Here is a 10,390-nt window from a genome sequence, read left to right as displayed (position 1 = left end):
CGGCCTCGGCCTCGTCGCCCTGAGCGCGATCCCCCCCTTGCGCCGCGTGGTGATGCGCGAGGGCGTGCAGCCGCGCCTCGGAGCACCGAGCCTCATGCGCTGATTTTTTTTGAGACGTTTCGGGCCGAGCCTGGGGCGGGCACACGACCAAGTCCCGAAAAAACTATAAAAAATCGCCGTAGAGGTCGACCGTCTCGAAGCCGCGCGGGGCCAGCCGCTCGGCCAGCACGCGGCGGTGGCAGCGGGCCGGGTCGCGCTCGAAACAGAGCAGGCAGACCGGTTGCCGCGCGGCGAGCTCCGCCAGGGCGTCGAGGGCGAGGCCGCCGTCGGCGGTGTCGAGCACCTCCTCGCAATAGATCCGGCGCATCAGACCGGCATCGTGGGCGCGGGCCGCCTCGCGGCCGGATTTCGGCGTGCCGAGCCCGCGGAAATGCGCGTAGCCGAGCCCGGCTTCCGTGAGCCCCGCCTTCAGGGCGCCCTTGGAGAAGCCGCGCTTGCGCGAATTGGCCACCGCCCGCACGTCGGCGAGCACGGACACGTTCGCCTCCTTCAGCGCGGCGTGCAGGCGCTCCGGCGTCAGGCCTTCGTATCCGATGGTGAACAGAGTCTTGCGCATCGCGGGCTCAGGAAAAATTCAGGGTCGGCAAGGTTTTAGATGGCGGCGGCGCGGCCGCCGGACAGCCTCTCGGGGGCCTATGTGCCTGCGGCGCAACGCCTTCCGGAAATCCGCCGCAATGCCAGCAAAGTTCTGTTAACCCGATCAAGGGCATCGAATACCCATTGAAGTCGCACGCGAGAAGTGGCGGGCCGTCGATGTCGCTGGACACCGAAATTTCCTCGAAGCGCGCACCGGCTCCGCGCGGCTGGCTCAAGCGCGGGCTCGCCGCCCTGCTGCTGTCCGGACTCGCGGCCTGCGCCGCGCAGAACGACTTCTACCCCACCAAGGGCGACGCCAAGCCCCATCCCGGCGTGGCGCGGGCGAAGAGCCACCCGGTCCAGGGCATCGACATCTCGAAATGGCAGGGGCCGATCAACTGGGCCTCGGTCAAGGCGGCCGGCACGCAGTTCGCCTTCATCAAGGCGACGGAGGGCGGCGACCACGTTGACGAGCGCTTCCGCGAGAACTGGGACGGGGCGGGCCGGGCCGGCGTGCCGCGGGGGGCCTACCACTTCGTGTTCTGGTGCCGCTCGGCCGAGGACCAGATGGCGTGGTTCAAGCGCAACGTGCCGAACGATCCGACCGCCCTGCCCCCGGTGCTCGACGTGGAGTGGAACGGCCACTCGGCCAAGTGCCCGAAGAAGCTGCCCAAGCCTCAGGCGCTGGCGATGATCCGCACCATGCTCGACGAGATGGAGGCCTATACCGGCAAGCGGCCGATCATCTACACGGACATCACCTTCCACAAGGACGTGCTGGAAGACGAGCTGCCCGACTATCCCCACTGGGTCCGCTCCACGGCCGCGGAGCCCGAGCAGCGCTACGCCAACCGCAAGTGGATGCTGTGGCAGTTCACCTCGACGGGCCGCGTGCCCGGCGTGCGGGGCGACGTCGATCGCAACGCCTTCTACGGCAGCCCGACCGAGTGGGCCTCGTTCCTCGCCACCGATTGCGACCCGCGGGAGCATCGGCGCCTGTCGAGCCGGGGACTCTGCGCCGACAAGTAGGGTCAAACCGGTCGAAGCGCGGAGCCGAGGCCCGTCGCGGCGTCGGCTCATCCGGTCATGACATCCTATGTTGTGTTGCCCGTCTGCCCGGTTCGGGCGAGGCGTGCGGTTCGACGGGCCGTAGCCTGAATTTTTTCGTGTGCAACGCGATATCTGTCTACTTGTAGACAGACTGCGCGACAAACCTTGCGCTAGGAGCCGGCCCGGCGACCAGACGGACTTCGAGTTGTACATGCCTTCGGCCACAGAGCGCTGCTTCGAAGGCAACCTGCTCCTGAACTGCCTGAGCTCCGAGGATCGCGGCCTGCTCCTGCCCGACATGGAGCGGCTGGAGTACCAGCGCGGCGAGACGCTGTTCGCCGCCGGGCACGAGGTGGATTTCATCACCTTTCCCCTCGACCAGACCGTGGTCACCCTGCTGATCTCGATGATCGACGGGCGCAGCGCCGAGACCGCCACGATCGGCCGCGAGGGGGCGGTGGGGGGCGTGGTCAGCAATGGCGGCCTGCCCGCCTCGACCCATGCCCTGATCCAGATCGCCGGGCCGGTCCTGCGGATGGAGTCGGTGCGGCTCCAGGAGGTCAAGCGGCGCTCGGAATCCCTGCGCAACCTGTTCACCCGCTACTCCGACTGCCTGCTGGCGCAGGTGCTGCAATCGGTCGCCTGCAACGCCCTCCACCCGATCGAGGAGCGCTGCCTGCGCTGGCTCCTGACGCTGCAGGACCGCCTCGACAGCGACGTCCTGCCGATCACCCAGGAATCGCTCGCCGCGATGCTCGGCGTGCAGCGGACCTATCTCACCCGCATCCTGCGGATGCTGCAGCAGCAGGGACTGATCGAGGTCGGGCGCGGGCGCATCACCATCGTCAACCGGGCGGCGATCGAGGAGGTCGCCTGCGAGTGCCATGCCTGCGTCAAGCGCCATTACGAGACCGTGCTCGGCGCGGTCTACAGTCCGAGCGGGCGGCTGGTCGCGATCGAGCCGCCCGAATAGAGCATCGGCCCGAAAAATGGGTTCCGGCTGTCGGAAAACGACGACGCGAAGACAGGAATCGGATGCATCGCCCCGGGTCGAAATCCGAGGGCGACGCTCCCGGCCGTGCCCGGATCCGACCGGACACCTCGGATTTTCCTTCGGACGACACGACCTTTCCGGCAGACGACTTGTGCCCGACACATCACCGAGGCACCATCGCGGCCGTCCGGATGGCGGGCCGCCGCAGGCGGCTCCGGAAGAAGGGCGCCGCGATCATCCGGCTCGCTGGGAACAGTCTCGCTGGAAACAGTCTTTCCGGGTTCGTCCTTGCCGGGTCCCATGAGCCGACCGCCCGACGACGTCGCAAGCTCCGGTGAGGCCGGGCGGCTGGCCGCGCTGGCCCGCTACGACATCCTCGACACGCCCGCCGAGGCGGCGTTCGACGACGCCGTGACGCTGGCCGCGCAGCTCTGTGCCGCGCCGACCGCCCTCGTCAGCCTGCTGACCGACGACCGGCAATGGTTCAAGGCGCGGCTCGGTTTCGCGTCCCCCGAGACCGGGCTCGACCGCTCGATCTGCGTCCACGCGCTGGCCGGGCGCGACGTCCTGGTCATTCCTGACCTCGCCGCCGACCCGCGCACCCGCGCCAACCCGCTGGTGACCCGCGAACCGGGGATGCGCTTCTATGCCGGCGCCCCCCTGGTGACCCCGGAGAGGGTCGCGATCGGCACCCTGTGCGTGCTCGATACCCGTCCCCGGCCCGAGGGCTTAAGCGACGCGCAGCGGGCGGGCCTCAAGGCGCTCGCCCGCACGGTGATGACGCAGCTCGAGCTGCGCCGGGGCATCGCGGCGCGCAGGATCGAGGCCGCGGCCCTGGCCGACAGCGAACTGCGCCTGCGGCTCGCGATCGAGGCGGCCGGGACCGGCATCTTCGACTACGACCTCGTGACGGGGATCCTCTCCTGGGACGGCCGCACCCGCGCCCTGTTCGGGGTCGGGCCGGACGAGGCCGTGAGCTACGCCGGCACCTTCCTGGCCCGCCTCCATCCCGACGACCGGGACCGCACCGATGCCGCCGTGCAGGCGGCCCTCGACCCCGCCGGGTCCGGCCTGTTCGACGCCACCTACCGCACGGTCGCGGGCGATCGCGCTGGCAATGGCGCGGGTGAGGTGATCGCCTGGGTCGCGGCCCGCGGCACCCTCGTCGTCGAGAGGGACGGTGCGACGAGCCGGGCGCGGCGCCTCGTCGGCACCGTGCGCGACGTGACCGCCGAGCGCACGGCGCAGGCCGCCATCGCCGCGACGGAGGAGCGCTACCGCCTCGTCACCCGCGCCACCAACGACGCGATCTGGGACTGGGACCTCGTCGCCGACCACGTGCTGTGGAACGAGGCCCTGCAGGCCGCCTACGGTTGGGCGCCGGAGGCGGTCGAGCCGACCGGCCGGTGGTGGCTCGACCGCGTCCACCCCGAGGACCGCGCCGGCGTCGAGGCGGAGATCCGCCGCATCATCGCCGGCGACGGGCGCGACTGGCAGCACGAGTACCGCTTCCGCCGCGCCGACGGCTCCTACGCCGACGTGCTCGACCGCGGTTCGATGGTGCGCGCGCCCGGCGGCAGGCCGCTGCGCATGATCGGCGCCATGCTGGACCTGACCGAGCGCAACCGCGTCGCCGCCCAGCTCCGGGCGGTGGTCGAGGGCGCCAATGTCGGCATCGTGCAGATCGAACCGCGCACCATGGTCGCGCTCGAGGCCAATCCCAAGCTCTGCGCGATCTGGGGGGCGGAGGAATCCGACATCGTCGGGCATTCCGTCGTCAAGTGGACGCCGGAGGCGGATGCGGCGGAGCGCGACCAGCTGCACCGCCGCCTCGCCGCGGGCGAGATCGTGCGCGAGACGCTGGAGAAGCGCTTCCGCCGCAAGGACGGGCGCCTGATCTGGTGCCGGGTCAACCTCGTCTCGCAGGTGCGCGGCGAGGCGATCCAGGCCACGGCGATGATCGAGGACATCTCCGCGGAGAAGGCGGCCGAGGCGCGCCAGACGGCGCTGATCGAGCTCGGCGACGGGTTGCGCGACGCCGCCGGCCCCGCGGAGATCGGCGGGATCGCGGCGGGGATCCTCGGGCGCACCCTCGGCCTCACGGCCGCGGGCTGCGCGGCCATCGATGCCGCCGGCGTCGCGATCGGGGGGACGGAGCCGGCGTCGTTTCCGGCCAGCCTCGCCCGGCTGCGCCGCGGCGAGATCCTCGCCGTGCCCGACCTCGCCGGCGATCCGGGCCTCGCGCCGGATGCGGATGGCTACGCCGCCATCGGCGCCCGCGCCCTGCTCGGCGTGCCGCTGATGCGGCGGGGCGAGCCCGTCGGCCTCGTCTACGCCCACGCCCCCGAATCCCGGGCCTGGGAGCCGGGCGAGGTCGATTTCGTCCGCGAGGTGGCCGGGCGGGTCTCCGTGGCCCTCGCCCGCATCCAGGCCGAGGAGCAGCAGCGCTTCCTCAACCGCGAGCTGAGCCATCGCCTGAAGAACACCCTGACCATGGCCCAGGCCATCGCCTCGCAGACCCTGCGCAACGTCACCGACATCGCCTCGGTGAAGGAGGCGCTGGTGGCCCGGCTCGTGGCCCTCGGCAAGGCGCACGACATCCTGCTCTCGGGGGAGGGCGAGGGGGCGGCGCTGGAGGCGGTGATCGCCCCGAAGGTGATCGGCGCGCAGCATCTCGACGCGGCCACCCGCGGGCGCAAGCTCGACTACTTCGTGCTGTTCTCCTCGGCCACGACCTTCATCGGCAATCCCGGTCAGGGCTCGTACGTGGCCGCCAACGGCTTCATGGAGGGGCTCGCCCGCCAGCGCCGCCGCCTCGGCCTGCCGGCGCTCGCGGTCGCCTGGGGCGCCATCGGCGATGTCGGCGTGCTCGCCCGCAACAAGGCGGTGATGGAGACGCTGTCCTCCCGCGTCGGCGTCACCCCGATGGAGGCCCGCCTCTGCCTCGACCTGATGGCCGAGGCGCTGGAGGGCCAGACGGGCGCGAGCGACGCGGGCGTGATCGCGATCGCCGCGATGCACTGGGGCAAGGCGCGCGAGCGCCTCGCCACCCTGCGCTCGCCGAGCTACGCCAGCCTCGGCGGCGACCAGCAGGCGGAATCCGGCAGCGTGGCCGCCATCAATATCGGCGTGCTGCTGCGGTCCCAGGACATCGACACGGTGCGAAAAGTCGTCTCCGACGCCATCGTCGAGGACATCGCCCGCATCCTGCGCCTGCCGAAGGACGACATCAGCCGCGTGCGCCAGCTCTCCGAGATCGGCCTCGATTCGCTGATGGGCGTCGAGCTCGGGGCGAGCCTGCAGGAGCGCTTCGCCCTCGACGCGCCGCCGGCCGGCATCTCCTCGGGGCTCACCGTCAACGAGCTGACCGAGACCCTGATCCAGGCGGTGGCGACGCCGGTGGACGAGGCCGCGGGCGTCACCCTGAGCCTCGCGACCAAGCATGTCGGCGACCTCGACGCCGCCACGCTCACGCCGTTCAACGAACTCGTCGAGAAGAACGTCTCGGACATCAAAGAGATCTTGCAATGACCCAGCCGTCACGCCCGCAGGACGGCCGGGCCGCGCTCGCGAGCTTCGTCACCAACCGGCTCGGCCGCGCCAACGCGCGGCCCAGCCCCGCTCCCGCCGAGACCAGGGCGCCCGTCGCCAACGAATCGGCCCAGGATTTCGAGAAGCTGACCGGCTACCGCGAGCTGCGCCTGCAGCGCTCGGCCGCCGACCTGATCGGCCTCGGCAACCCGTTCTTCCGGGTGCACGAGACCCGCGCCGGCGCGCAGACCCGCATCGAGGGCCAAGCCTACTCCAATTACTCGTCCTACGATTACCTCGGCCTCAACGGGCACCCGGCGGTGAGCGGGGCGGCGCGCAAGGCGATCGAGGCGTTCGGCACCTCGGCCTCGGCCAGCCGCATCGTCGCAGGCGAGCGGCCCAGCCATCTCAAGCTGGAGCGGGCGCTCGCCGCCCATTACGGCACGGATGCCTGCGTGATCATGGTGAGCGGCCACGCCACCAACGTCACCGCCATCGGCGCCATGCTGGAAGCGCCGGACGTGATCTTCCACGACGCGCTGATCCACAACAGCGTGGTGACGGGCGCGCAGCTCTCCGGGGCGCAGCGCCGCTCCTTCGCCCACAACGACCCGGCCGCCCTCGAAAAGCTCCTGGAGGCGACCCGCCACGAGCACCGCCGCGCGCTGATCGTGATCGAGGGCCTCTACAGCATGGACGGCGACGCGCCGGACCTGGCCGCCTTCGTCGAACTGAAGCGCCGCTACGAGTGCTGGCTGATGGTGGACGACGCCCACGGCCTCGGCGTGCTGGGCCGCACCGGCGCCGGCCTGCACGAGCATTGCGGGGTCGATGCCGCCGACGTCGATATCTGGATGGGCACGCTGTCGAAGACGCTGTCCTCCTGCGGCGGCTATATCTGCGGTCCCTCGGCGCTGATCGAGTACCTGAAATGCACCGCGGGCGGCTTCGTCTACAGCGTCGGCATGTCGCCGCCCCTCGCCGCCGCGGCCGAGGCCGCCCTCTCGGTGATGCAGGCCGAGCCGGAGCGGGTGGAGCGCCTGCGCCGCAACGGCCACCAGTTCCTGGCGCTCGCCAAGAAGCACGGGCTGAACACCGGTTCGAGCCTGGGTCTCGCGGTGATCCCGATCATCATCGGCGATTCGCTGAAGGCCGTGACGCTCTCCGACCGTCTGTTCAAGCGCGGCATCAACGTCCAGCCGATCATCCACCCGGCGGTGCCGGAGCGCTCCTCGCGCCTGCGCTTCTTCATGACCTCCGAGCACACGCCGGAGCAGATCGCGCAGACGGTGGCCACGGTGGCGGAGGAGCTGTCCGCGCTGGAGACCGGCGCGACGCTGATCGAGCAGCTGATGGCGCGCCGGGGGGCGTAAGACGCCCGCGGATCCCGATCTTCTCCTCCTGAGGTGCCGGCGCGAAGCGGCGGCCTCAGGATGAGGTTGAGACTAGGATCGCTCGCGGTCTCACCGTCCAGCCAGCCAGATCACGTGCCGCGCCCCGCGCTTGCCGCGCGCCCGCGTCGCCACTTCCTCGACCGAAAACCCTGCCTGCCCGAGCCGCCGGGTGAAGGCCGCGTCGGGATGGGCCGACCACACCGCCAGCACGCCGCGGGGGCGAAGCGCCGCGCGGGCCGCACCGAGCCCGGCGGCGTCGTAGAGGCGATCGTTGGCGCCGCGGGTGAGGCCGTCGGGGCCGTTGTCCACGTCGAGCAGGATCGCGTCGTAAGCGCCCGGTCGCTCGCGGATCACCGCGGCCACATCCGCCTCGCGGATCGTCACCCGCGGATCATCGAGGCTGGGGCCGGTCAGCGCCGCCATCGGCCCGCGCGCCCAGGCGAGCACCGCCGGAACGATCTCGGCGACCGTCACCCGCGCCGCCTCCGGCAGAAATCGCAGCGCCGCGCGCAGGGTAAAGCCCATGCCGTAGCCGCCGATCAGCACCTGCGGCGCCCTCGCGCCCGCGATCCGCTCGGCGGCGAGCCGCGCCAGGGCCTCCTCCGAGCCGCTGAGGCGGCTGTTCATGAGTTCGTTGCGGTCGAGCTGGATCGAGTATTCGGTCCCGCGGCGCATCAGGCGCAGGCTGCCCGCCTCACCGGGAATCGCGGCGGTGTCGAGGTGCTCCCAGGGGATCATGGGCGATCACGGTCTCTCCTCCCCCTTGCGGGGAGGAGTTGGAGGTGGGGGTGGCTCAGGAGGGAACGTTGCGGTGCCGCCTGCACGACCCCCACCCTCGGTCCCTCCCCGCAAGGGGGAGGGAAGACGCCGTGCGCTACATCCCGAACTGCACCTGACGGCTGTTGCCCTTCTTCAGGTTGCGGAAGCGGGCCATCGCCCAGAGCGGGAAGAACTTCGGGTAGCCGTGGTAGCGCAGGTAGAACACCCGCGGGAAGCCCGTGGCGGTGTAGCGCTCCTCGCTCCACAGCCCGTCCTGCCCTTGCGTGCGCACGAGGTAGTTGACGCCGCGGGCGACCGCCGGGTCGTCCACCTCGCCCGCCGCCATGAGGGCGAGCAGCGCCCAGGCCGTCTGCGAGGCGGTGGAGTAGCCCGGCTCGAATTCGGGGTTGAGCTTGTAGGAGGAGGCGTCCTCGCCCCAGCCGCCATCCGGGTTCTGGATGCGGATGAGCCACGCCACCGCCTTCCGGATCTCCGGCGATTGCGGATCGACACCCGCCGCGTTCAGCGCGCAGAGCACCGACCACGTGCCGTAGATGAAGTTCATGCCCCAGCGGCCGTACCAGCTCCCGTCCTTCTCCTGGTCGTTGAGCAGGTAGGTCACGCCGCGGTCGAGCGCCCGGCTGGTCTCGCGGGTCTCGCCGAGCTGGGACAGCATCGAGACGACGCGGGCGGTCACGTCCGCGGTCGGCGGATCGAGCAGCGCGCCGTGATCCGAGAACGGGATGTGGTTGAGGTAGTGGTGGTTGTTGTCGGCGTCGAACGCCGCCCAGCCGCCATCGGCGCTCTGCAGACCCTCGACCCATTCGCGGGCGCGGGCGATCGAGGCCGAGTAGTCCGGCATGCCGCTGACCAGACCGTGCTGACGTTGCGCCCGGTCCATCGCCATCACGACGACGGCGGTGTCGTCGAGGTCGGGATAGTGCGGGTTGGCGTACTGGAAGGCCCAGCCGCCGGGGCGCACGTTCGGCTTGGTCTCGGCCCAGTCGCCCTTGATGTCGAGGATCTGCAGGGGCTTGAGCCAGTCGAGGCCGGCGCGGGCATTGGCCTCGGCCTGGGCGCCGCCGGCCTCCAGCATGGCGTGGCTGTTCAGCGCCGTGTCCCAGACCGGCGAGAGGCAGGGCTGGACATAGGCCTCGTCCTCCTTCTCGGCGACGAGCTTCTCGATGGCCTCCAGCGCGATCTTCACCTGCGGGTGGTCGGGCGGATAGCCCAGCACCTCGTACATCAGCACCGAGTTGACCATCGACGGGAAGATGGCGCCGAGCCCGTCCTCGCCGTTCAGGCGCTCGGAGACCCAGGCCACCGCCTTATCGATGGCGCGCTGGCGCGGCACCTTCGGGAAGCGGTCCTGCGTCTTCTGCAGCACGCGGTCGATGGCGCCGAAGATCGGCGTCCACGGCCAGGTGGCGTGGGGCGAGCCCGGCCAGGTCCGCACCGAATCGGGCGGGGTCACGAACAGTTCGGCCACGCCGACGCCGCGCGGGTTCTTCGCCCGCGGCTTCTTGGCCTGGATCACGAACAGCGGCACCATGGTGCAGCGGGCCCAGTAGGACACCTTGTCGAGGTGGAACGGGAACCACTTCGGCAGGTGCATCACCTCCACCGGCATCACCGGCACCGCCGTCCACGGCACCTCGCCGTAGAGGGCGAGCAGGATGCGGGTGAAGACGTTGGCGTTGGCCGCACCGCCGCGCTGGAGGATCGCCTTGCGCACGGCGCGCATGTGCGGCGCCTCGATGTCGTCGCCGATCATCTTGAGGGCGAAATACGCTTTCACCGACGCGCTCATGTCGAACGGGCCGTCATGGACGAGCGCCCAGCCGCCATGCACCTTCGACTGCGTGCGGCGCAGGTAGTTGCCGATCTTGGCTTCCAGCCCCGGCCGCGGCTCGGTCCCGCGGAACTGGTGGAACAGGATGTACTCGGAGGGGATCGTCGCATCCGCCTCGAGCTCGAAGCAGATGTGGCCGTCCGCCTGCGTCATCTCGGTGAGCGCGCGGGCGGC

The 10,390-nt window shown here is 70.8% G+C and carries 7 protein-coding genes; 4 read left to right on the top strand and 3 right to left on the bottom strand.

From position 1 onward, the window contains the following. Nucleotides 1-163 precede the first annotated feature (163 nt). Entirely contained in the window at nucleotides 164-616 is a 453-nt protein-coding gene (locus MFF42_RS05655) for a DUF488 domain-containing protein (RefSeq protein ID WP_238254875.1), read from the bottom strand. Between the two features lie 197 nt (nucleotides 617-813). On the opposite strand from MFF42_RS05655, the gene MFF42_RS05650 reads away from it, so the two are divergent. The 4 genes from MFF42_RS05650 to MFF42_RS05635 all read left to right on the top strand — a co-directional run bounded on the left by MFF42_RS05650 (nucleotide 814) and on the right by MFF42_RS05635 (nucleotide 7,584). Next, nucleotides 814-1,665 carry a glycoside hydrolase family 25 protein gene (locus MFF42_RS05650; RefSeq protein WP_238254874.1) on the top strand — a complete coding sequence of 284 codons (852 nt, stop codon included), beginning with the start codon at nucleotides 814-816 and terminating at the stop codon, nucleotides 1,663-1,665. 232 nt (nucleotides 1,666-1,897) lie between these two features. Continuing rightward, complete coding sequence (locus MFF42_RS05645; RefSeq protein WP_238254873.1) at nucleotides 1,898-2,659, top strand: Crp/Fnr family transcriptional regulator; 762 nt, start codon at nucleotides 1,898-1,900, stop codon at nucleotides 2,657-2,659. 321 nt (nucleotides 2,660-2,980) lie between these two features. Beyond that, nucleotides 2,981-6,211, top strand: coding sequence for a PAS domain S-box protein (locus MFF42_RS05640; protein WP_238254872.1), 3,231 nt, complete (start codon nucleotides 2,981-2,983; stop codon nucleotides 6,209-6,211). Then, complete coding sequence (locus MFF42_RS05635) at nucleotides 6,208-7,584, top strand: aminotransferase class I/II-fold pyridoxal phosphate-dependent enzyme (RefSeq protein WP_238254871.1); 1,377 nt, start codon at nucleotides 6,208-6,210, stop codon at nucleotides 7,582-7,584. Before MFF42_RS05640 ends, MFF42_RS05635 begins: the two co-directional genes overlap by 4 nt. A gap of 90 nt (nucleotides 7,585-7,674) precedes the next feature. Here MFF42_RS05635 and MFF42_RS05630 read toward each other — a convergent pair whose 3' ends face one another. Together MFF42_RS05630 and shc are read right to left on the bottom strand one after the other, a co-directional pair. Further along, on the bottom strand, nucleotides 7,675-8,343 hold the full coding sequence (locus MFF42_RS05630) for a spermidine synthase (protein WP_238254870.1): 669 nt from the start codon (nucleotides 8,341-8,343) through the stop codon (nucleotides 7,675-7,677). A 136-nt stretch (nucleotides 8,344-8,479) separates the two neighbouring features. Next, the coding region (gene shc / locus MFF42_RS05625; RefSeq protein ID WP_238254869.1) for a squalene--hopene cyclase at nucleotides 8,480-10,390 on the bottom strand (1,911 nt) is incomplete at its 5' end.

This window comes from Methylorubrum podarium (assembly GCF_022179745.1).
Classification (GTDB): Bacteria; Pseudomonadota; Alphaproteobacteria; order Rhizobiales; family Beijerinckiaceae; genus Methylobacterium; species Methylobacterium podarium.
Note: the sequence above shows the minus strand (reverse complement) of the source record. Positions and strands in the feature narration are given on the sequence as shown.